17 protein-coding genes are annotated in these 21098 nt (G+C 67.9%); 11 read left to right on the top strand and 6 right to left on the bottom strand.

Going from position 1 to position 21098, the window contains the following annotated elements; genetic code table 11:
* Positions 1 to 121 precede the first annotated feature (121 nt).
* Positions 122 to 1309: a multidrug effflux MFS transporter gene (locus tag Amac_RS12185; protein WP_155354459.1), complete on the top strand. Its 1188-nt coding sequence runs from the start codon at positions 122 to 124 to the stop codon at positions 1307 to 1309.
* Here Amac_RS12185 and Amac_RS12180 read toward each other — a convergent pair.
* Together Amac_RS12180 and Amac_RS12175 are read right to left on the bottom strand one after the other, a co-directional pair.
* Positions 1301 to 2320 carry a LacI family DNA-binding transcriptional regulator gene (locus tag Amac_RS12180; RefSeq protein ID WP_155354458.1) on the bottom strand — a complete coding sequence of 340 codons (1020 nt, stop codon included), beginning with the start codon at positions 2318 to 2320 and terminating at the stop codon, positions 1301 to 1303. The genes Amac_RS12185 and Amac_RS12180 overlap by 9 nt on opposite strands.
* 44 nt (positions 2321 to 2364) lie before the next feature.
* A complete protein-coding gene (locus Amac_RS12175) occupies positions 2365 to 4635 on the bottom strand; it encodes an alpha-amylase family glycosyl hydrolase (RefSeq protein WP_155354457.1) in 2271 nt (756 codons plus the stop codon).
* A gap of 213 nt (positions 4636 to 4848) precedes the next feature.
* On the opposite strand from Amac_RS12175, the gene Amac_RS12170 reads away from it, so the two are divergent.
* The 6 genes from Amac_RS12170 to Amac_RS12145 all read left to right on the top strand — a co-directional run bounded on the left by Amac_RS12170 (position 4849) and on the right by Amac_RS12145 (position 12839).
* Positions 4849 to 6147, top strand: a complete 1299-nt coding sequence (locus tag Amac_RS12170; protein WP_155354456.1) for a sugar ABC transporter substrate-binding protein — start codon at positions 4849 to 4851, stop codon at positions 6145 to 6147.
* A gap of 4 nt (positions 6148 to 6151) precedes the next feature.
* On the top strand, positions 6152 to 7735 hold the full coding sequence (locus Amac_RS12165) for an ABC transporter permease subunit (protein WP_155354455.1): 1584 nt from the start codon (positions 6152 to 6154) through the stop codon (positions 7733 to 7735).
* Positions 7732 to 8583 (top strand): sugar ABC transporter permease, encoded by an 852-nt coding sequence (locus tag Amac_RS12160; RefSeq protein WP_155354454.1) that lies wholly within the window; start codon positions 7732 to 7734, stop codon positions 8581 to 8583. Before Amac_RS12165 ends, Amac_RS12160 begins: the two co-directional genes overlap by 4 nt.
* Positions 8580 to 10370, top strand: a complete 1791-nt coding sequence (locus Amac_RS12155) for a glycoside hydrolase family 13 protein (protein WP_155354453.1) — start codon at positions 8580 to 8582, stop codon at positions 10368 to 10370. The genes Amac_RS12160 and Amac_RS12155 overlap by 4 nt, the downstream gene beginning before the upstream one ends.
* Positions 10371 to 10569: 199 nt before the next feature.
* Positions 10570 to 11796: an oxygenase MpaB family protein gene (locus tag Amac_RS57275; protein WP_155354452.1), complete on the top strand. Its 1227-nt coding sequence runs from the start codon at positions 10570 to 10572 to the stop codon at positions 11794 to 11796.
* 149 nt (positions 11797 to 11945) lie between these two features.
* Positions 11946 to 12839 carry a helix-turn-helix domain-containing protein gene (locus Amac_RS12145; protein ID WP_155354451.1) on the top strand — a complete coding sequence of 298 codons (894 nt, stop codon included), beginning with the start codon at positions 11946 to 11948 and terminating at the stop codon, positions 12837 to 12839.
* 71 nt (positions 12840 to 12910) lie between these two features.
* On the opposite strand, the gene Amac_RS12140 is transcribed toward Amac_RS12145, so the two are convergent.
* Positions 12911 to 13114: a DUF397 domain-containing protein gene (locus tag Amac_RS12140; protein WP_155354450.1), complete on the bottom strand. Its 204-nt coding sequence runs from the start codon at positions 13112 to 13114 to the stop codon at positions 12911 to 12913.
* Between the two features lie 103 nt (positions 13115 to 13217).
* On the opposite strand from Amac_RS12140, the gene Amac_RS12135 reads away from it, so the two are divergent.
* From Amac_RS12135 to Amac_RS12120, 4 genes are read left to right on the top strand one after another with little or no spacing between them, the layout of a single operon-like run.
* Complete coding sequence (locus Amac_RS12135) at positions 13218 to 14249, top strand: AfsR/SARP family transcriptional regulator (RefSeq protein ID WP_155354449.1); 1032 nt, start codon at positions 13218 to 13220, stop codon at positions 14247 to 14249.
* Positions 14246 to 16438 (top strand): hypothetical protein, encoded by a 2193-nt coding sequence (locus Amac_RS12130; RefSeq protein ID WP_155354448.1) that lies wholly within the window; start codon positions 14246 to 14248, stop codon positions 16436 to 16438. Before Amac_RS12135 ends, Amac_RS12130 begins: the two co-directional genes overlap by 4 nt.
* A 5-nt stretch (positions 16439 to 16443) precedes the next feature.
* Entirely contained in the window at positions 16444 to 17250 is an 807-nt protein-coding gene (locus tag Amac_RS12125; protein WP_155354447.1) for a hypothetical protein, read from the top strand.
* 9 nt (positions 17251 to 17259) lie between these two features.
* Positions 17260 to 17997, top strand: coding sequence for a hypothetical protein (locus Amac_RS12120; protein WP_155354446.1), 738 nt, complete (start codon positions 17260 to 17262; stop codon positions 17995 to 17997).
* 3 nt (positions 17998 to 18000) lie between these two features.
* Here Amac_RS12120 and Amac_RS12115 read toward each other — a convergent pair whose 3' ends face one another.
* The 3 genes from Amac_RS12115 to Amac_RS12105 all read right to left on the bottom strand — a co-directional run bounded on the left by Amac_RS12115 (position 18001) and on the right by Amac_RS12105 (position 20821).
* Positions 18001 to 19182 carry a zinc-dependent alcohol dehydrogenase gene (locus Amac_RS12115; protein ID WP_155354445.1) on the bottom strand — a complete coding sequence of 394 codons (1182 nt, stop codon included), beginning with the start codon at positions 19180 to 19182 and terminating at the stop codon, positions 18001 to 18003.
* Between the two features lie 28 nt (positions 19183 to 19210).
* Positions 19211 to 19768: a hemerythrin domain-containing protein gene (locus Amac_RS12110; protein WP_155354444.1), complete on the bottom strand. Its 558-nt coding sequence runs from the start codon at positions 19766 to 19768 to the stop codon at positions 19211 to 19213.
* A gap of 174 nt (positions 19769 to 19942) precedes the next feature.
* Positions 19943 to 20821: a metallophosphoesterase family protein gene (locus tag Amac_RS12105; protein WP_155354443.1), complete on the bottom strand. Its 879-nt coding sequence runs from the start codon at positions 20819 to 20821 to the stop codon at positions 19943 to 19945.
* Between the last annotated feature and the right edge of the window lie 277 nt (positions 20822 to 21098).

Below are 21098 nucleotides of genomic sequence, written 5' to 3'. Positions count from 1 at the left end.
GAAGGTTCACATGGGGCGAGCATAAGTGTCAATACATAAATTACTAATTGCCCCCTGAGCTGGGTGTCTCTGACGGGGTTCGTTACCCTTTGGCCACGTGCCCTCCGCTCCACCCCGTCCCGTGTCCCTGCTCCCCTCCCTCGCCTCCCTCACGGCGGCCGCTCCGCTCGCCATCGACATGTACGTCCCGGCCTTCCCCGACATGGTCCGCACCCTGGAAACCACCAGCTCCGGCGTGCAACTGTCGATGACCGCCTTCCTGGCCGGCCTCGTCCTCGGCCAGTTCCTGCTCGGCCCGATCAGCGACACCCTCGGCCGGCGCGGCCTGCTGCTCGGCGGCACCGCGCTGTTCGGCTTGTTCTCCCTGCTCTGCGCCCTCGCCCCGACCGTGCAGTTCCTGGTCGCCGCAAGATTTCTGCAAGGCGCGGCAGGCGCGTGCGGCGCCGTGCTGGCCCGTGCCGTGATCGTGGACTGGTATCGCGGGCCAGGCGTCGCCCGCTACTTCTCCACCCTGGCCATCATCACCGGCGTCGCCCCCGTGATCGCCCCGCTGCTCGGCGGCCTGATCCTGCTCGGCGCCCCCTGGCAGGCCGTCTTCCTGGTCCTCGCTCTGGTCGGCCTCGCCCAGTGCGCCACGGTCTGGTGGCGCGTGCCCGAATCGCTACCCCCCGACCGCCGCAACCCCGGCGGCCTCCGGGTCGCCTTCCACGCCATGGGCGGCCTGCTGCGCAACCGCTTCTTCGTCGGCTACGCCATCGCCCTGTCCTGCGCCGCCGCCGCCCTCTTCGTCTACGTGTCCGGTTCGTCGTTCGTCTTCCAGATCGTGTACGGCATGAGCCCCCTCGGCTACGGCGTCGTCTTCGCGGTCAACGCCCTCTGCATGACCGCCGCGGCCGCCCTGTTCGGCGCGTTATCCCGCCGGGTCCGCCTGAACACCCTGCTGATGACCGCCCTCGCGGTGTCCTTCACCGGGACCCTCGCGCACGTCGTCATCAACCTCACCACCGGCGGCAACGTGGCCGTGACCTGGACCTGCCTGATCCTCACCATCGCGGGCATGGGCACGGCCTTCCCCGCCATCATGACCATCGGCCAGGGCGTGGCCGGCCACTCGGCCGGCAGCGCGTCCGCCCTGCTCGGCGGCGGCCAGTTCCTGCTCGGCGCGATCGCCGCCCCCATCGTGGGCATGTTCGGCGAGAGCAGCGCCACCCCCATGGCCGTCATCATGCTGGTGGCCCTCACCTGCGCGGTCCTGGCGCTCGCCGTCCTGGCCCGCCCCTGGCGGGGCCACGGCGAACACTCAGGATGACGACGGCGCGGGCCCGGTCGAGGAGCGCGCCAGCAGTTCGGTACGGAACACGAACTCCCCCCGGGGCGGCGAGAGCGCGTGGATCTCGTCGATCAGCCCCCGGACCGCCGCCGTGCCCATGGCCTGCACCGGCTGCCGGAGCGTGGTGAGCGGGGGATCGGAGAACACGGTCACCGACGAGTCGTCGAAGCCGACCACCGACACATCGTGCGGCACGCTCAACCCCAGGCCACGCACCGCCCGTACGGCACCGAAAGCCATGATGTCCGACCCGCAGATGATCGCCGTCGCCCCCCGGTCGATGAGCCGCGACGCCGCGACCTGCCCACCCTCGACGGTGAACGTGGTGTGCTCCACCATGTCCGACAAATCCAGACTTAGGGTGGCTTTCGCGGCCTCCAGGAACCCGGCCACCTTCCTGATCACCGGCACATACCGCTCGGGCCCGATGGCCATGCCGATCCGGACGTGCCCCAGCGAGGCCAGGTGCTCGACCGCCAGATACATGGCCGACTTCTCGTCCACCGAGATGGACAGCACGTCGAGCCCCGGCAGGAACCCGTTGATCAGCACGATCGGCAGCCCCCGGTCGACCAGCCTCCGGTAGCGGGACGGGTCGGCGTGGGTGTCGGCGTGCATGCCGGAGACGAAGATGATGCCCGCGGTGTTGTGTTCCAACAACATTTCAACGTACTCATCCTCGCTGACGCCGCCCGGGGTCTGGGTGCACAGCACCGGCGTGTACCGCTGCTGCGCCAGCAGCGTGCCGATCACCTGAGCGAACGACGGGAAGATGGGATTTTCCAGTTCAGGCACCACCAAGCCCACCAGCCCCGCGCTCTTGCGCGGGGCCTCGGGCTTGAACGGGCGCTCGTAGCCGAGTGCTTCGACCGCGGCCAGGACCAGGTCCCGGGTGTCCTCCGCCACACCTGCCTTGGCGTTCAGGACCCGGCTGACAGTGGCCTCGCTGACACCGGCACGAGCGGCGACTTCCGTCAAGGTCACTTTCATGCTGAAAGTCTAACAGTCCTTGCAGCAGGAATTCATAAGGGCTTTCATGGCTGCCAGGTGTAGACGGTCGTGTCCGTCGACCCCTGCGTGTCGGCCGGCACCGCGAAACTCCGGTTCGAGCCGCCCTCCCAGATCGTCGATCCGCCGTTCTTCTTCAGGAACTTGAACTGGATCGTCGTCCCGGCCGGCACCGACACCGGCAGGAACCACTCCGGATAGTTCGGGTTGTGCATGGCCTCGGTCGACTTGGCGGCGTCCCACGAGCCCAGCTCCGGGATGTTGCCGACCACGTGGATGTTCTCCCCGGGGACCGTGGCGGTATTGATCTTGAAGATGACCTGGACCTGGTTGCCGGACAGCACCTCGTAGCGGAAGGTGTTGCTGACGTTGGCGCCCTTGGTCACGGTGATGTTCTGCACCCCGGCGACCGCGCCCGCGGGCACGGTGGTGGTGATCTGGCCGTCGGAGTTCGAGGTCACCGTGGCGGTGACCGTGCCGAACTTGACGGTCACCGCGCCGCCCAGGCCGGTGCCGTAGATGTAAACGGTGTTCCCGGCGCGCCCGGAGGTGGAGACGACATCGCCGATGCGCGGGATCGTGGTGCCCAGCGACGGGTTGTAGGACCAGACGTTCACCTCGCCGCCGGACAGCGTGAAGCTCGGGAGCTGCCCGCCCGCGACCGTGGTGGACGCGCCGCTGAGCAGGCCGGTCAGCTGGTCGGTGTAGGTTCCGGCCGGGATCGTGGTCGGCAGCGCGGGCACGACGAACGCCGAGTTCGGCTGCCGGTTCACCGAGACGATGACCTGCTTGTCGTAGAACTGCCGCTTGAAGACCAGCACGTCGTTGGTGCTGTACAGGATCTGCGTCTCGCCGTAGGCCACCGCGTCGTTGCTCTTGCGCAACGCCGCCAGCGCCTGGATCACCTGGTACGCCGTGGTGGTCTGGCTGAACGCGGGAGCGGCCGTCTGCAGGAACTGGCGGCCGGCCACGTCACTGGCGTTCACCGAGCTCATGTACTGCTCGGTTCCGTAGTAGATGTTCGGCGTGCCGCGCGCGGTGAGCAGCGTGGCCAGCGCCGCGTGGTACGGCTTGTCGTTCGGCTGGATGAAACGGAACCGGGTCACGTCGTGGTTGTCCAGGAACGTCACGGCCTGGTTCTCGTAGATGTAGTCGTTGCTGGTCTGGGTCAGCATCGAGCCGAAGTTCGCCATCGTCTCGGAGAAGTTGCCGAAGGCGTTGGTGGAGGCCCGGAAGTACTCGAAGTCCAGGTTGTTGACGCCGGTGCGGTCCGGGAACGTGCGGTACTCGTCGTATTTGGGGTCGGGGCGGCCGATGAAGAACTCGCCGAAGTGCGCCATCGGGCCCTGCGGCGCGGAGTCGATCGCGTCCTTCAGGCCCTTGGTGAAGGCGGGGTTCATGTGCAGGGTGGCGTCGTGGCGGAAGCCGTCCACGCCTTCGGCCTTCCAGAACAGCGCGGCCTTCTCCAGGTGCTTGACCACGTTCGCGTTCTCCTGGGAGAAGTCGGCGAGCGAGCCCAGTTCCTTGTGCCGGTAACCGAACCTGCTGGAGTCGGCGCCGCGGTCGCCGAGGCCGTGGAACCAGCCGTTGACGTCGGCGTGCGGGTTGGCGAGCAGGTTCTCGGTGATCCCGTCGCTGTTGTTGTCGATCGGCTCGCCCGCGGCGTTGAAGACGTAGTTGCCCAGGCCGTCCTTGTCCGGCTCGTAGAGCTTGCCGTCCTCGGCGGCGTTGCCCAGGGTGGGGTTCTGCCAGCGGCTGGTGTGGTTGGTCACGAAGTCGATGACCAGCTTGATGCCCTCGGCGTGCAGCGCGTCCCGCAGCGAGCGGAACTCCGCCAGGGTGCCGAAGTGCTTGTTGGTGGCGAAGTAGTTGCGCACGTGGTAGCCGTGGAAGCTGGTCCACCGGTCGATGCCGCCGCCGGGCTGGTGGTCTTCGATGACCGTGTCCCGGTTGCGGTAGGGGGCCGAGATCCAGACGGCGGAGATGCCCATGTTCTTGAGGTACGGGATCTTGGCGATGATGCCGTCCCAGTCCCCGCCCTGGTAGAGCTTGAGGTCGCTGCCGTTGCCGACGTTGTTGTTGTCCGGGTCGTCGAACAGGGTGGGGTCGAATCCGGCGGGCTTGTTGTTGCCCGTGTCACCGTCGTAGAACCGGTCGGTGATGATCTGGTAGACGACGTCTTTGGGGGTCAATGGTCCGATGGGGGCTCCGGCGGCCAAGGCGGGGGCCTGGGCCGGGAGCAGGGCGAGAAGTACCGCTCCCGCCGCGATCGTGGCGAGCTTGCGTAAGGCGGCCATCTGCGTTCTCCAGAACACTTGACGGTGGGTCAACCCGACTGGTGGTCAGGCTGAGCGCGACGGTATCAAGCCGATTGCAACATGTCAGTAACTGTCTAGAAACTTGCCGAAATCCGTGGTTAGCTTTCGCAAGACGGCAGCGCAAGTGTTGCCTAGATTTCGCAAGAAGGGCGGCGCTCAGGCCGCCTGAGAATCTCCCCCCTAGGAGCCACCATGCGTTTGAGCAAGGTCTCAACGTTGGCCGCGGGTGTCACCCTCCTGCTCACCGCCGGTTGCGGGGGAGGCGGCGAGACCGCCGCTCCCTCGGCCGCGGCCACCCCTTCAGGCCCGGCGCCGGGCGCCACCACGATCGTCGAGCCCACCGACGGCCCGGTGAAGCGGGCCCAGGCGGACCTGGTGATCTGGGCTGACGACACCCGCTCGCCGATCATTCAGAAGATCGCGCAGAAGTTCGCGACCGAGAAGGGCGTGCAGGTCGCGGTCCAGCAGCTGGAGTTCGGCGACATCCGCGACAACCTGGTCACCGCCGGTCAGGCCGGCGAGGGCCCCGACGTCGTCATCGGCGCGCACGACTGGCTGGGCAAGCTGGTCACCAACGGCGCCGTCGCGCCGATCCAGCTCGGCGACAAGACCTCCCAGTTCAAGGAAGTCGCCCTGAAGGCGCTCTCGTACGACGGCCAGCTCTACGGCCTGCCGTACGCGATCGAGAACATCGCGCTGTTCCGCAACACCGCGCTGGCGCCCGAGGCGCCCAAGGACTGGAACGCGCTGATGGACAACGCGCTCAAGCTGGTCAAGGAGAAGAAGGCCACCGTGCCGCTGGGCCTGCAGGTCGGTCCTGAGGGTGACCCCTACCACTTCTACCCGGTGCACACCTCCTTCGGCGGCGGCATCTTCGCCACCAAGCCGGACGGCAGCTACGACCCATCCCAGCTGACCATCGACGACGCGGGCGGCCTGGCGTTCGCCAAGGCGCTGGAGTCGTGGAGCAAGAAGAAGCTGCTCTCCGCCGACCTGACGCTGGACATCGCCAAGGAAGCGTTCAACACCGGCAAGTCGCCCTACATGATCACCGGGCCGTGGAGCACGGAGGACGCCCAGAAGGCGGGCATCGACCTGGCGATCGACCCGATCCCGTCCGCGGGTGGCAAGCCGGCCGCGCCGTTCGTCGGCGTGCAGGGCTTCATGATCTCCGCGAACGCGAAGAACAAGCTCGTCGCCAACGACTTCGTGGTCAACTACCTCGGCACCCCCGAGGTCATGAAGGAGCTGTACGACACCGGCAAGCGCCCCCCGGCCATGATCTCGGTGTACGACCAGGTGAAGAGCGACCCGATCATCGCCGGTTTCGGGGCCGCCGGCGACATCGGCCAGCCGCTCCCCAGCATCCCGGCCATGGACGCGGTCTGGACCGAGTACGGCCACGCCGAGCGCGACATCCTGCTCGGCAAGGGCGACCCGGAGAAGCTGATGAAGCAGGCCGCGGAGAAGATCCGCGCGAAGATCGGCTGATCTTGTGGGATTGACCACCAAGGGCGGTGAGCGCGTCGGCGCTCACCGCCCGCGTCTGGCCGAGGGCGGGTCCACCTCCACCGCGGCGCTGATCGGCAAGATCGCGCTGCTCGGCGCCATCAACGCCCTGGCCGTCTACGGCCTGCTGACGGCCTTCGCCGTCGGCGACTGGGGAATCTTCGGCTTCGTCGCGATCGCCACCGTGGTCGCCGACTACGTGTACTTCAGCAAGCGGGTCGAGGCGGGCAAGTACCTGGTGCCAGGCCTGCTGTTCCTACTGGTCTTCCAGGTCTACATCGTCGTCCACACCGCGGCGGCGGCGTTCACCAACGTGGGCGACGGCCACAACCTGGAGAAACCGCGCGCGCTTGAGCACATTCTCGCGGTTTCGGAGAAGCGTGTTCCGGACAGCCCGCTCTACAAGGTCGCGGTGGTCACCGGGAGCGATGGCACGCTGGAGCTGCTCGCCACCGACCCGGCCGGCCAGGTCACCGTGGGCGGTGAGCCGGTGACCGAGGGGATCACGCGGGATTCCTCCGGTAAGGCCACGGCGGTGGAGGGGTATCGCACGCTGGAGTTGCGTGACCTGACCACGCGCCAGGAGGAGGTGCTGGATCTGCGGGTGCCGCTCGGCGCGCAGGGCGCGTTGCGTACCCAGGACGGGGTCACCGGGTTCCTGGCCCGGCCGACGCTGCGGCATGATCCTGCCGCCGACACGCTGACCGATGTGGAGAGCGGCAAGGTCTACACGGCTTCCCATTCGGGGTATTACGAGGCCGCCGACGGGAGCACCCTCACGCCGGGCTGGACGGAGAACGTCGGGTTCGACAACTTCGCGCGGGTGCTGACCGACACGCGGTTGCGCGGGCCGTTCGTCTCGGTGTTCATCTGGACGTTCGTGTTCGCGGCGCTGTCGGTGCTGTTCAACTTCGCGATCGGGTTGCTGCTGGCGCTGGCGTTGAACAAGACCGGGATGAAGGGGCGCAATCTTTATCGGTCGTTGCTGGTGTTGCCGTATGCGGTGCCGTCGTTCCTGAGCGCGCTGGTGTGGACGGGCATGCTCAATCAGACGTTCGGGTTTGTGAACCAGACGTTGCTCGGTGGGGCCGACGTGCCCTGGCTGAATGATCCGTGGCTGGCCAAGGGCAGCGTGTTGCTGGTCAATCTGTGGCTGGGGTTCCCGTACATGTTCCTGATCTGCACTGGGGCGTTGCAGGCGATTCCAGCCGAGCTCAACGAGGCGGCGAAGATCGACGGCGCGAGTGCGTGGCAGCATTTCCGGCGGGTCACGTTGCCGTTGTTGCTGGTGTCGACGGCGCCGTTGCTGGTGGCCGCGTTCGCGTTCAACTTCAACAACTTCACGGTGATCTACTTCGTCACCGGGGGTGGGCCCAACCTGCCGGAGGCGCCGATCACGCTGGGCAGCACGGATCTGCTGATCTCGATGGTGTACAAGATCGCGTTTGGCGGGGCCGGGCGGGAGTGGGGGTTCGCCTCCGCGATGTCCGCGATGATCTTCGTTATCGTGGCGGGTATCTCGGCCTTCGGGCTGCGGCGGACGCGCTCGCTTGAGGAGACGTACTCATGAGGCGCTGGCTGGCCGACACCGGATGGCGGCATCTGGTCGGGTTCTTCATGCTGGCGTTCGCGCTGTTTCCGCTGGTCTTCGTGATCAGCGCGTCGCTCAATCCGCGCGGGACCCTGACCGCTTCGGCGACGTTGTTCGATGGGGCGTCGCTGGACAACTACCTCAAGTTGTTCACCTCGCCGACTTTGCCGTATACGCGGTGGTTCGCCAACACCATGATCATCGCGGGGGCGACGGCGGTGCTGACCGTGCTGCTCGCGGCCAGCGCGGCCTATGCCTTCTCCCGGTTCCGGTTCCGGGGGCGGCGGCTCGGATTGCTGGGACTGCTGCTCGTGCAGATGTTTCCGCAGGTGCTCGGGGCGGTCGCGATCTTCCTGCTGATGGCGCGGATCAAGGGCGTTTTCCCTGGTATCGGGCTGGGCACCCAGTGGGGGCTGGTCATGGTCTACCTGGGTGGGGCGATGGGGGTGAACACCTTCCTGATCAAGGGGTTCTTCGACTCCATTCCTCGCGAGCTGGACGACGCCGCCAAGGTGGACGGCGCAAGCCACGCGCGGGTGTTCTTCACCATCATCCTGCGGCTTGGCGCGCCCGTGCTCGCCGTCATCGGGCTGCTGGCGTTCATCAACACCGTCAACGAGTTCCTGGTCGCGAGCGTGATCCTGCAGTCGCCGTCGGAGCACACGCTCGCCGTCGGCCTCTACACGTTGATCTCCGAACGACTCTCCGCCAACTGGGGCGTCTTCGCCGCCGGGGCGCTCATCGGGGCGATCCCCAGCGTGCTGCTCTTCCGTTTCCTGCAGCGTTATATCGTTTCCGGTCTTCTCAGGGGGTCTGTAAAGGGATGAAAGTCGCGCTCGTGCCGCACCATGATGGTTCGGCCCTGCACGTGCCGGAACAACGTCCTTCACTCGGCGACATCGTTCCTGTCTATGTACGCCTTCCGCACGACTATCCGGTCGAAGCCGTCTATGCGCGCTCGGTTTACGACGGCGAACCGCGGTACGCGCAGGCGGTCGTCGATCACCAGGACGCGCTGGAGGTCTGGTGGCGGGCCGACCTGCTGGTGCACAACCCGGACACGCGTTACCGGTTTCTGCTGGATCGGGGGGATGGCGGGCACATCTGGCTGCACGCGGGTGGGCTGAGTGACCATGACCCGACCGATGCCACCGATTTCCGGTTGACCACGTTCGGCGGCCCGCCCGCCTGGGTGGACGATGCGGTGATTTATCAGATATTTCCGGATCGGTTTGCTCGGTCGGGGCAGGTGGATCTGCCCGCGCCCGAGTGGGCGTTGCCCGCGCAGTGGAACGACAAGGTCATCGACCGGGGGCCGCAGGCGGGGATCCAGTTCTATGGCGGCGACCTCTACGGGATCGCGGACCGGCTGGACTATCTGGTCAAGCTGGGAGTGGACGTCGTCTATCTGACGCCGTTCTTTCCGGCCGCGTCCAACCATCGGTACAACGCGACCTCGTTCGACCAGGTGGATCCGCATCTGGGTGGGGACGCCGCGCTGGCCGCGCTCACGGCCGCCGCGCATCAGCGGGGGATGCGGGTCATCGGGGACCTGACCACGAACCACTCCGGCGACACGCACGAGTGGTTCCGGCGGGCGATGACCGATCCGTCCTCGCCGGAGGCGTCGTACTACTACCTGACCGGCGACGGCGGGTACGTCTCCTGGTTCGACGTGCCTTCGCTGCCGAAGCTCAACTGGAGTTCGCCGGAATTGCGGGAGCGCATTCTGGCGGTGGCTTCGCGGTGGCTGCGGCAGCCGTACGGGCTGGACGGGTGGCGGATCGACGTCGCCAACATGACCGGGCGGCAGGGCGCGGAAGATCACTACCACGAGGCCGCGCGGGCGTTGCGCGGGGTCGTCGATGGGGAGAAGTTCCTGTTCGCGGAGCATTTTCACGATTACACGGCTGATCTGCCCGGTGACGGCTGGCAGGGCGTCATGAATTACGCCGGTTTCGCCAAGCCGGTGTGGTCATGGCTGACGCCGTACCAGCGGGGGCCGATCATCCCCGGCATCCCGCTGCCGCTGCGGGCGCTGCCCGGCGAGCGGACCGCGCGGACGATGCGCGCGTTCGCGGCCGGCGTGCCGTGGTCGGCCACCAACGCCAACGTCACCCTGCTCAGCTCGCATGACAGCCCGCGCATCCGCACCTTCCTCGGCACCGCCGAGCGCGTGGCCGTCGCCGCCGGGTTGCTGTTCACCTATCCCGGTACGCCCATGATGTTCATGGGCGACGAAATCGGCATCGAAGGCGCCAACGGCGAAGACGCCCGCGTCCCGATGCCCTGGGACGACCCCGTACGTTTCGCCGAACCGACCTACGACGTCTACCGCGAACTGATCGCCCTCCGCCGAGCCCACCCCGCCCTCCGCAACGGCGGCCTCCGCTGGCTCCATGCAGGCCCAGACGTCCTCCTCTACCTACGCGAATCCCCCGAGGAACGCCTCCTCATCCTGGCCTCCCGCGCCCCCCACACCCCACTCCAGCTACCCGCCGCTCTCGTCCGCGACATCCCCCACAACGTCTACGGCGGAGCCCACGCCACCCTGACCGACGAAACCCTCACCCTCCCCGCCGACGGCCCAACCTTCCAGGTCTGGTCCCTCTAACCCCCGGCCCGGATCCGGCACGCCTTCCTGCAGCAAGCCGATCCGGACCGGGACACCACCCGCGGCCCGCCCGGCCCCACCCCGGGCGGGCCGCTTCCATGCGGCGGGAAGTCTTGCCGCGCTGAAGATCAACAGTTGACGATCATGGGGGTATATCGGGTGCGCTGACAGCCACCGATCCGGGGAGCTCGATTTTCCAATGCAGGCGACCACCCTCACCCGACGCCGCATGATGTTCCTCGGCGCGACCTCCGGGCTCGGTCTGGCGACCCTCGGCCGCTGGCCCGCGCACGCCGCGGCCCCCTGGCCCACCCAGCGAGGGGACGAGCACTCAGATCGTTTCATCGGCGAGATGCTCCACGTCGGCGACCCGCTCGCCGACGCGGTGGTGGCCGAACTCGTGCTGCTCGGCTCGGACGGCAAGAAACTCCTCCAGAGCGGCATCGCGCAGGGTCTGAAATCCCTCGTCGACCCGCCGCCCGCGCTCGCCGCGTTCCTCCGGGCCAACGAGACGATTCCCCCGTGGGTCACCCCCTCGACGTACACGGGTGGATCCCGGACATTCATGTCCATCCCGCTGCCTGCGCACGCGCTCACCCTGGCGCTAGGCGCCCTGACCCACACCTACAGCTCGCCCGCCATCGCCGCCGTCCTGATCGGCACCGGCGAGCTCATCAACAGCACCCAGCGCCGCCTCCTGGAGACCACCGACTGGCTGCTTCGCTGTATGCAGCCCGGTGCGCTTCGCGTCGGAGGTCGTGGCTACGTCGCCACCCTGCAGGTGCGCATGCTGCACGCCCAAGCCCGCGCCAGAACCCTCGCCAACGGCTGGAACGTCGCCGCCTTCGGCACGCCCATCAGCCAGGTCGACCTGGCCCGCACCTGGCTCGACTTCCTGCCCATCTCGTACGGCTGCCTCTCCCGCCTCGGCTACGACCTGACTTCCAGCGAAATTTCCGACCTCTACCGGACGTGGTGGTACATCGCCCACCTGCTCGGCATCGACCCCCGCTTCTACCGGCGGATCACCGACCACACCACCGCCCGCCAACTCCTCACCGTCGTCGATGCCACCAACCAGCCCCCCGACGCCAACTCCCGCGCCCTCGTCACCGAATCCGTCCGCGCCACCTCCGGCCTCTTCTCCCTGGCCACCGTGCTCCCACCCATCAGCACAGAAACCGTCAACGCCACCTTCCGCCACATCAACGGCGACCCCATCGCCGACCTGTACGCCATCCGCCGCACCCCCGCCCAGGCCCTCATCCCCCCAACCGCCCTGGCCACCCGCAACACCCGAACCCTGGCCCGCGCCATCCCCCTCACCTGGAACACCCAGATCAAATTCAACGAAAGCCTCACCGAAACCTTCCTCAACCTCCTCCCCACCTCCGCTTACGCAAGCGGCGGCTACGCCCACAAATAGATCAGCGCGAATCGTATCGAATCAGTCACATCTCTTCCGGGTAAGCAGCCCGGGACCCCATCCGGCGTCTACATTAACTGCGTGTCACGGGGGCTGATTCAGCCTGGGTCAGTTTGAATCAGCGCGCATGGTAATGGGGAGACAGCGACGTGGCCGATGTGTCGGAAGGCGAGGGGAGCGATTCTCGCGCGCGCCGCTTGCGGCTCGCGGCCACGTTGCGCCGCCTGCGGGACCTGTCCGGCCTGTCCGGTCGTGAGCTCGCCCACCGGGTCCAGATCAGCCAGTCCAAGGTGTCGCGGATCGAATCGGGAGTGACGATGCCCTCCCTGCCGGAAGTCCAGCGCTGGGCGGAGGCCGTCGACGCGCCCCTGGACACCCGCGAACGGCTGGCCGACCTGACCCAGGCCGCCGTCTACGAAAGCCACGCCTGGCGTACCGCGCTCCAGGGCAAGCCGCATCTGCAGGACGACTTCCAGGAGCGGGAGTCCGCCGTCCGCCTGGTGCGCAACTTCCAGTGCGCGGTCATCCCCGGGTTGCTCCAGACGGCGGCGTACGCGCGCGCGGTGTTCGCGATGTCGGTCTTGCCGTACGAGAAGGAGGACCTGGCCGCCGCGACGGCGAGCCGCCTGTTCCGGCAGGAGGCCCTCTACGAGGGCGACCGGCGCTTCGAGTTCCTGATCACCGAGGCGGCGCTGCGCTGGCGGCCGGGCTCGCCGGCCCAGCTGCTCGCGCAGTGGGACCGCCTCGCGTCCGTGAGCACGCTGGACAACGTCTCCATCGGGCTGATCCCGCATGACCGCCGACCGACCGTCCTGCCGCTGCACGGCTTCGTCATCTACGGTCCGGTGTACGGCGGCGACGACGACACCGCGGAAACCTTCGTGGAGGTGGAGACCAACCACGCCAGGCTCACCATCCCCGACTTCGATATCACGCTGTACGAGAAGCAATGGTCGCTGCTCACCGAGATGGCGATCTTTGACGATGCCGCACGAGAGTTCCTCACCGAACTCGCCACCGAGGTACGCACCGAGATGAGCTAGCCATGCTCGGGCCAGCCCCGCCCCCACGAGAAGGGCCGCGACCCCTTGGCCGCGGCCCCCGTTCTCGCCCCTCAGGCGAAGGTTCCCTCGCGGACCTCGAACTGCCCGTTCCGCACCCCCGCGCAGAACGCCCGCCACTCGCCGGGCGTGAAGTAGAGGACGGCCCCGTGCGGATTCTTCGAATCGCGAACCGCGATCGTGTTCAGCACCGCGACCTCCACACACTCCCCGACGGACCCGCTGAAGGTGCTCTTGCGCCAGCTCTTGCTCTCCATGATGTTCCCCTTCCACGGCCGGTCCTTCCGGCCGTGGCACCAGCATCGACGCCGTGGTTAGCCGAAAGGCTCGCGGAAACCTCGCCTTGGATGGTGGATTCGTATGACAGACCTCAACAAAAGTCCCCTGCTTGACGTTTCGCTCCTCGGACGGGTCAAGGTTCACGTCCGCGGCGAACCGGTTGACCTGCCCCCCAAGTCCCAGCTGCTGCTGGCGTCCCTGATCGAGCTCCGGGGTGGCGCGCTGTCCGCCGCGCAGCTGACGGAACGGCTCGGCGAGGAAGGCCGAAGGAAGGGGCAGGCCGAACCGGACAATCCGATCAGCCTGTTCTACAGCCACATGGACAAGCTGCGCACGAAGCTGCGCGTCGCGCATCCGGATGCGGGGGCTCTGATCCCGGACAACCACAAGCGGGAGGGGTATCGCCTGCTGGTCGGCCCCGAGGTGGCGGTCGACGCCTACCGGTTCGAGGATCTGGTGAAACTCGCCCAGGCCGCCACGGACAAGGGCGAGTTCGTCCGGATCGCCGAGCAAGCCCTGCGGCAGTGGGGCGAGATCCCCCAAGGGCTGCGCGGGGGTGAACCGCTGGCGGGACTGAACGGTCTGTGGGCAGCCGGGTACCGAGGCTCGCTCCAGCAGAGCTACCAGAACACCCTGATCGCCTGGCTGGAGGCCCGGACCGAGATGGGCCACCACGTGGAGCTGCTGCCCGCGCTCACCCAGCTTTCCAGCGAACCGGTGCCGAACGAGATCGTCACCGGCCTGTACATGCTCTCGCTCAGCCGGGCCGGTGGCGCCGGTGACGCGATCCGCGCGTTCGAGCAGATCGAGGACCGCCTGACCGACCTCGGCCTGGTCGCCGCGCCCGAACTCCATCGCCTCAACCGTCAGCTCAAGGCCCAAGGCGCCACCATCACCCTGGTCGATCAGTCAAAGGAGCGTTCCATGACCGAAAACGAATCCGAACAGCCTGCCGAGACGATCCAGCCGAAGATCGAGAAAGTGGACGTGCTCGCCACCGGGGAGCACGGCACCGCCATCAGGAACCAGTGGAACGTGCCCGGAACACACGCGCGGATCAACTACAGCGAAGGCTCCATGGAGGTCACCGAGACGCAGGCGGACGAGCAGTGAACGAGATCGACCCGCCCCCGAAGGAGCCGGACTCCGATGAGCCGGGGTCCGATAAGCCGGACTCCGATGAGCCGCCGCGGCTTCAGGCGGAGAAGGGCGAACCCGCGCGGCCGCACGAGCAACTGGCGGAGGAGATCCGCGAGCGCCTGCTTCGCCTGGAAGGCCTGTCCCGGCTCTATCCGGAATCCGTCGGAGCGGCGGCCTTCGGCGACGGCACCGCGATCAAGAACCAGTTCAACGTGCCCCAGGGTGGGCGGATCTATCACGCGGACGGCGACATCACCATCGGCTCGCCCGGCTACGAGCAGCGACCCGAGCCGATCCCGCTGACCGAGGACGAGCTCGCCCGCCTCGACCCGGAATACCTCGTCGTCACCGAAACCCTCACCACCCTGGCCGAGGCCATGCAACCCGGCCGGGTCCACGGGCTGGCCGGGCCGCTGGGCTCGGGCCGCACCACGCTCGCCCTGGCCGCGCTCGCCCGATTCGGAACCCGGCCCCGCGTCGTCACCCTGCCCGGCGTCACCGACCCCCGGCGGCTCCGCCTCGCCGACGTGAAAACCGAGACCGGCTACCTGATCGACGCCAGCGACGCCGACTGGACCAGGAGCAAGAACCAGGCGGTCTTCCAGCACCTGACCCACCTGGCCACCCAGGCCAAGTCCGCCTTCGTGGTGCTCCTGAGCGAGCGCGCCCACCTCACCCCCGACCAGCGCTCGACCTACGTGGTGAGCCACGTCCCGCCCCACGCGATCCGCGTGTTCGAGCGCTGCCTGGCGTACGGGCTGCGCGACCAGAGCCGCTTCGAGGCCGACAGGCAGGCCAGGCGGCTGGCCGAGCACCAGCGCATCCGGGAGGAGCTCGACAGCGATACCCGGCCGCGGGAGGCGTACGCGCTGGCCATGTCGGTCCTGAATCGGCTGCGCCAGGGCCGGGACCTGGACGAGGTGATCAACGAGGTCTGCGACGAGCGGCCGTCCCGGCTGCGCGAGCGCGCCCAGAGCCTGCTCGCCCCCGGCCCGGCCGCGTCGGCGACGCAGGCCAAGGAGTCCATCTACCGCCGGAGTTTCGTGCTGGCCCTCGCCGTGCTGGACGGCAAGTCCATGGTCACGATCACCTCGGCCGCGCTCCGGCTGGCCGAGAAGGTGGACGTCGAGCGGGAAGGGGCTCCGTCCGCGGAATCCACCTGGTCACCGTTCGACGAGACCCTGTCCGGCTGGCTCGAGTACGCCCACGCCGAGGACGACCACCAGGACGAGGGCACCGAGCGCCGCATCCGGCTGCGGGTGCCCGCGCTGATCCCGATGATCCTCGACGTGGCCTGGCACAACCATCCGACCTTGCGCGAGCCGCTCACCGACTGGCTGTCCGACCTCACCGAGGACGAGGACACCCAGGTCAGGATCGCGGCCGCGCAGGCCATCGGCAAGCTCGCCGGCTACGACTACACGGCGATCGACGAGGAGTTCATCCAGCCGTGGGTGCGCGCTTACCGCGTGGCCGGTCACCGGCTGGCCGCGTGGGCGCTGGAGGCCGCCGCCCAGGAGGCCAGGTTCGCCCCCCGGGTGCGGAAGCGGCTGCAAGTGTGGGCTCGTGGCACCCTGCCGCAGCGGTCGGTGGCCGTGCGCGCCTACGCCACCTCGCTCGGGCTCCTGGACATCGGCGACACGCTGTCCGGCCTGCGCGGAATCGCCGCCACCGCCCGCGCCGACCTGCGCACCGAGGCCGCCCGCGCGATGGCGGAACTCTCGCTCGGCGGGGCGCACCGCGAGATCGTCCGGGAACTGGCCGACTGGGCCAGGGCCGGGAACACCGGCCTGCGCACGGCCGCCGTCGAGGCCATGCTCCGCCTGGCCGTGGCCACCCGCGACCATGAGCCGCACCGGCCGCTGCTCCTCGGCATGCTCGTCGAGGGCGAGGCCCGGGTGCGCGCCGAGATCGCGCAGCTGTGGCGCAACGCGCTCGCCGACCAGGGCGGCCGGGCCTGGCCCGCCTTCAGCGCGTGGGCGCGGCACGCCGACACCGATCCGGGACTGGCTCCGCTCCTGGGCGACTTCGTCGCCGGACTCGGCGCCGACCCGCGGTTGCGCCGGGCGCTGCGCTTCTACCTCAGCTGGTGGCGGGACCGGGTGATCTCCACGGCCACCGCGAACACCTTCCTCGCCTACCTCGATCGGAGAAGTCCCTGATGTCCATGACACGCCCTGAAAGGACGGGATGGACCAGCGTCATCCGATCCTGGTTCCGGTCCACCCCCATTCTGGAATCGACCTCCACCCACGTGATCGATCCGCCGTTCGCCTTCGAGACGCCCGCGTTCAACGACAGCTTCCACTTCCCGGTGACGGTCCGGCTCCAGTGGCGCGCGACCGGCAACTGCCCGGCCGGCACGCTGTCCAGCGAGGTCAACCTCTGCCGCGAGCGGTTCCGCTACTTCGTGGAGGACACCATCCGCTTCTACGCCCGCAGGTTCGAGCCGCATCGGGCGGCGGACGCGGAGGCCCTGGTCAACGAGAAGCTGAGGGGCGTCCGGGTCGTCGACCACGGGGTCCAGCTGGAGTGCACCGCGGTGATCCGGCTCCTGCCGCCGCTGCCGGTGGTCCAGCAGCAGCAACAGTTCCTGCACCAGCGGCTGGAACGCGAGGCCGAGCATGAGGCGACCAAGCGGCAGATCGAGGCGATGACCGACCTGCGCCGGCGCTGGCGGGAGTTCCTGTCCGAGGGCCTGGACGACTGGATCACCCCGCACGCGGTCCGCCTCGCCGAGACCCCGACCGGGATCGCCGACGTGACCGACACCATGCTCGGCGAGCGGCGCAGCGAGGCCGAGGCGTTCCTCGGCATGGTCAAGCGGGTGGTCGACGCGCAGCAGGCCGCCAACGTCTTCGACTTCGTCGCGAGCAGCGAGACAGTCATGCGCAACACGCTGAAGATGATGGGACTCCCCGTGCCCGATCTTGTTCCCGGGTCGGTGTTCAGCGACCCGGACGATGCCAGTTAGGAGGATGTTGTGGCGATTGCACAAACCACCGGCTGGCTGTGCGGGCAGTGTGGCAACGACGCGGGCGAGCAGACCACCTGCCCCCACTGCGACGCGGTGCTGCTCGCGGCCGAGTTGCCCGTGTTGCGGCGGCGGATTGCCCCGGCCGTTCCCTTCCTGGCGGTTCTCACGCTGATGGGAGTCCTCGTCGCCGTGATCTTGCTGAACGGCGACGAGACCCCCGTCACGACCGGTTCGCTGGCGAGCGAGATCAGCGAGACTCCCGTGCCGCCGTCGTCGCCGTCGCCTTCGTCGATGTCACCCACTCCGCCGGACTTGTCCGTTGAGCAGGCCACGGCGATCGACGACCTGCTCACCAACAGCCAGGCCAGCCGGCTGGATCTGGGTGCGGCGATCGCCGGGGTGACCAGGTGCCAGTCCAGCGCGATCGACGTCATCTCCGACATCACCGAGGCGCGCCGTGCCCAGCTGGAGTCGGCCCTGGACCTGCGGGTCGATTTCCTGTCCGAAGGCACGGCGCTCAAGGGGCATCTCGTCAGCGCGCTCGACTCCTCGTACAAGGCCGATGCCGCCTACCAGGCGGCGGCTGAGGAATTCCTCGCCGCCGGGTGTTCGGGCAGTCCCGCCTTCGGCGCAGGCAACTGGAACTCCGAGCGGGCAACCACGCACAAGACGCGATTCGTGGCGATCTGGAATCCGATCGCGTCAGGCTTCGGCCTGCCCACCCGGAAGGTGGGCGAGATCTGAGCCTTACGGCTTGAGCATGATCTTGATGGCTCCGTCCTGCTTCTTCTGGAACATCTCGTAGGCGTGCGGGGCCTGGTCCAGGGGCAGCTGATGGGTGGTGAAGTCCATCACGCCCAGCGGGTCGGTCTCGTCGTTGACGAGCGGGAGCAGGGCGTCGGTCCAGCGCCGGACGTGGGCCTGGCCCATCCGTACGGTGATGCCCTTGTCGAACATCCGGAGCATGGGCAGCGGGTCGGCGGTGCCGGCGTACAGGCCGGAGATGGACAGGGTGCCGCCGCGGCGGACGATGTCGATGCCCATGGTGAGGGCGGCGAGGCGGTCGATGCCCGCGTTGGTCATCAGGGTGGCGGCGAGCTTGTCCGGGAGCAGGCCGGTGATCGTCTGGGCGAACTTGGCGGCCGGCGAGCCGTGGGCTTCCATGCCGACGGCGTCGATGACGGCGTCGGTGCCCCGGCCGCCGGTGAACTCGCGCACGGCGTCGGCGACATGGTGGGTCTCGCTGGCGTCGATCATCTCGGCGCCATGGCGGCGGGCCATGGCCAGGCGTTCCATCACGCCGTCCACGGCGATGACGCGGTAGCCGAGGTGGCGGGCGATCCTGGCCGACATCTGGCCGATCGGGCCGAGGCCGAGGACGGTGACGCTGCCGCCGTCCGGGATGTTGGCGTACTGCACCGCCTGCCAGGCGGTGGGCAGGACGTCGGAGAGGTAGAGGTAACGCTCGTCGGGAGGGCCGTCGGGCACCTTGATCGGGCCGAACTGGGCCTGCGGGACGCGCAGATATTCGGCCTGGCCGCCGGGGACCTGGCCGTAGAGCTTGGTGTAGCCGAACAGGGCGGCGCCGGTGCCGTACTCGGGGCTCGCGGTGGTCTCGCACTGGGCGTACAGGCGGTTGTCGCACATCACGCAGTGCCCGCACGAGATGTTGAACGGGATGACCACCCGGTCGCCGGGCCTGAGGTTGGTGACCTCGGAGCCGACCTCTTCCACGATGCCCATGGCCTCGTGGCCGAGGATGTCGCCTTCGGCCAGGAACGGGCCGAGCACCTCGTAGAGGTGCAGGTCGGAGCCGCAGATCCCGGTTGAGGTGATCTTGATGACCGCGTCGTTGGGTTCCTTGATCGCCGGGTCCGGGACTTCGTCGACGCGGACGTCGCGCTTTCCGTGCCAGGTGAGAGCCTTCACGTCTCCTCCTCGGGTAGCTCTGATGTGCTCAGGACTTGCCCATCGCGGCCCGGATGGCGTCTCGGGTGCGGTCCATGATCGCGGTCGGCGGGCCAAACAGCACGTTCTTGGTGGCGGACTCGACGCCCGGGTGAGGGCGGGTCGGGGCCAGGGCCTCGGCGGCCTTCACGCCCGCGGTCATCGCGCGCAGCTGCGGGCCGCTGGCCTTCTCGCGCAGCTTGGCGAACTCGAACTTCTCCTCGGCTTCGGCGTGGGCGAGCACGTCGGTGCGGAGCTCGTCGAAGTATTTGAGGAAGTCGGGGTGGTCGGTGCCCATGTCGTCGAGGCGGCTCAGCAGCTCCTTCGCCGAGTTCTCCTCCTGGAGCCGCTGGTCCACCACCTTGTCGCCGCCGACGATGGCTTTGCGGGCGTACGGGTGGACGAGTTCCTCCTCGGCGGTTTCGTGGATGGCGAGCAGGCGGACGAGATGGTGGAAGACATCCTGCTGGCCGGGGCCCTTGGTGGTGACGACTTCCTCGAACAGCTCCCGGATCTCGTCGTGCTGGCGCATGAGGAACGTGATGACGTCCATGTCTGTGTCCTTCATGACCCTTCTTCCTAATTCGCTACTTTCGCTGCTTTCGCGTTATTTGCGGTTAAGGGTCACGCATGCCCAGGTATGTCGGGTCGAACCGGGTGGGCACGCTCCCACGCCCGAATTGGGTACGCGTTTGGGGAAGTTTGGGGGAGAGCGCAACGTCCGGTGGGTGTGGCTTGGGGATCAACTAGAGGTCGCGACGAGCTTGGCCAGGTCGAGGTCGTCGCCGCTGATCTCGGCCAGCCAGGGGTCGTGGATGTAGTCGAACGTGCCGGTGTCGGTGTCGAGCAGGGCGATGCTGCCGGGGGCGACCTGTTGCTGGGGGTTGACCGGGTTGGGGTCCCAACGGGTGATCTTGGGTGGGACCAGTTGGGCTAGGGCGTACGAGATGGTCCGGCCGTAGTGGCGGTGGCCGTTCTCGTGGTGGTAGTGGCCGCTGACGTGCAGGCGGGGTTGTAAATGCTCGATGAGTTTGGTCAGTTTCGCGGATCCCTGGACATGGCCGTGGACGTTGCGCGACATGCCGTATGGGCCTTCGTGGGTGATCAGGATGTCCACGCTGCCCGGTTCGGCGGTGAGGAAGTGCGCGTAGGCGTCGGGGTCGAAGTCCATCTTGCCGGGCATGTCGACCATGCCGAGGAAGCCGACCCGCTGACCAGCGAGGTCCAGGATCTGGCCGCAGGCGACATGGTGGTAGGCGGCGAGCGGATCCACGGGGGTCACGTCGGTGGCGGACGCCTGGTGCAGGGTGGCGAGCCACTCGTGGTCTTCGTGGTTGCCGCTCACGAACAGGAATGGCGGGAGTCCCGCGAGCGCGAGCCGTACTCCCTCGGCGAGGTGGGGTGAGGGGTCGAGCAGGCGGAAGAAATCGCCCTGGGCCGGGGAGTTCGCGCCGAAGCGGCGGCTGGGTTCGTCCCAGCGTTCGGGCGAGGGGAACGCGCCCAGGTCGCCGACCTGGATCAACGCGTCGAGGGTGATTCCCCGCCGGTTCTGGAGCATGACCGCCGCGCCCAGCGCGTGCAGCACATAGCCATGGACATCACCAAAGAATGCGACCTTCATCGCATGTCCTCCAACGGTCGAGGACCCGGCGACGCAGGAGTGGCGCAACGATACGGCGTCAGCCACCGGTTCACGCCCGGTGACTCACGTCCAACCGCTCCACCGCTCCTCGGCGGCCAGGCCTGATCTTCTTGACACTTTCGATCAGTCTACGCCTTGATGTACGGACGAGAAATTCCGCGCCAATCGGAGGTGAATTAACGGGTAATGGAGGATTCGGTGACTGACTGTCGCGGGATGGTCGGCGCGTATTATTGGGTGGCCGATCGAGCGGTTT

The sequence above is a fragment of the Acrocarpospora macrocephala genome (assembly GCF_009687865.1).
Lineage (GTDB): Bacteria > Actinomycetota > Actinomycetes > Streptosporangiales > Streptosporangiaceae > Acrocarpospora > Acrocarpospora macrocephala.
Note: the sequence above shows the minus strand (reverse complement) of the source record. Positions and strands in the feature narration are given on the sequence as shown.